The following is a 1,499-nucleotide window of genomic DNA, read 5'->3' as shown; positions in this document are numbered from 1 at the left end:
GGAGGGCCGAAGGGCCCGGGTCAGCGGACCAGGACGGCCTCGCCGGAGCGGGGGACGACGGCCGTCCAGCCGAGCTCGTGGTCGATGCGGTCGCGCAGAGCGGCGGACGCGGTCGGTTCGCCGTGGACGAGGTAGGTGGTGTGCGGGGGAGGGGCGTCGCGCAGCCAGTCGATGATCTGGTCCGCGTCGGCGTGCGCGGAGAAGTGGGGCACGTCGGCGATCTCGGCGCGCACGGGCACGTACTCGCCGAACATCTTCAGCACGCGGGCGCCGTCGACGAGGTCCCGTGCCCGGGTGCCGGCGGCGGCGAAGCCGACGATCACGACGGTGTTGCGGGGGTCGGGCAGGAGCCGGCGCAGGTGGTGCAGGACGCGGCCGCCGGTGGCCATGCCGGCGGAGGAGACGATGACGGCGGGGCCCTGGGTGCTGTTGATGTCGATGGACTCCTGGACCGTGCGGGCGGCGAGGAACGGCTCAGGACGCAGGGCCGCGTCACCCGCGGCCAGGATCTCGGGCCGCAGCTCGGCGGACCGCTCGCGTACGGCGTCGCGGTAGACGTCGAGGGCGGCCAGGGCCATGGGGCTGTCCACGTAGACGGGCACCGAGCGGGGCAGGACGCCCGTCTCGCGCAGCCGGGTCAGTTCGTGCAGGACGACCTCGGTGCGGTCGATGGCGAAGGCGGGGATGACGACGGTGCCGTTCCGGGCGAGGGCCCGCCCGATCGCGGAGGCGAACTCCGACCGCGCGGACTCCTGGTCGTGGCGGCGGTCGCCGTACGTGGACTCCACGAGCAGCACGTCGGTGCCGGAGAACGGCTCGGGCGGCAGCAGAAGGGGATGTCCGGGCCGTCCGAGGTCTCCGGAGACGGCCAGGGTGTGGCCGTCCTCCAGGACGAGACGGGCCCAGGCCGAGCCGAGGATGTGCCCGCCGTGGTGGAGGGTGAGCCTGGTGCCGGACGTGATCTCCACGTCGGCGCCGACCGGGACCGGGTCGAAGAACGTCAGGGTCTTCTCGACGTCGGAGTCGTCGTAGAGGGGCTTGGCGGGGCGGTGCTTGGACCAGCCGTGCTCGTTCGCGTGCCGGGCGGCCTCCGTCTGGAGCCGGGCGCTGTCGCGCAGCACGATCCCGGCGAGCCGGGCGGTGTGGGCGCTGGTGAGGACCGGTCCCCGGAAGCCCTGGCGGACCAGGCGGGGCAGGTAGCCGCAGTGGTCCAGATGGGCGTGGGTGACGACCACGGCCTGGACGTCGGCGGCGTCGCGGGCGAACCGCTCCCAGTTGCGGCGCCGCAGGTTCGCGAAACCCTGGAAGAGACCGCAGTCGAGGAGGATCCGCGCATGGTCGCTCTCGACCAGGAACTTGCTGCCGGTGACCGTTCCCACGCCGCCCAGGAAGCTCAGCAGGGCCGGCCGCGGGGCGGCGGGACCGGCAGACAAGGGGTTCGGGGCTGCCTCGGACATGACCGCCCTCCTTCGGAGTGTGGGCCGGACTCCACCGTCGCA

1 protein-coding gene is annotated in these 1,499 nt (G+C 73.6%); it reads right to left on the bottom strand.

Annotated features, from left to right (window positions below):
• Positions 1 to 20: 20 nt before the first annotated feature.
• Positions 21 to 1,457: an MBL fold metallo-hydrolase RNA specificity domain-containing protein gene (locus tag ACFYX3_RS42030; RefSeq protein ID WP_389025421.1), complete on the bottom strand. Its 1,437-nt coding sequence runs from the start codon at positions 1,455 to 1,457 to the stop codon at positions 21 to 23.
• Positions 1,458 to 1,499: the final 42 nt, after the last annotated feature.

The organism is Streptomyces sp. NPDC002463, from assembly GCF_042889835.1.
GTDB lineage: Bacteria > Actinomycetota > Actinomycetes > Streptomycetales > Streptomycetaceae > Streptomyces > Streptomyces nymphaeiformis.
This window is presented reverse-complemented; position numbering and strand designations above follow the sequence as displayed.

What these genes read in the sequence shown, in the direction of transcription:
- ACFYX3_RS42030 (WP_389025421.1), bottom strand. Translation starts at nt 1,457, where the DNA reads ATGTCCGAGGCAGCCCCGAACCCCTTGTCTGCCGGTCCCGCCGCCCCG.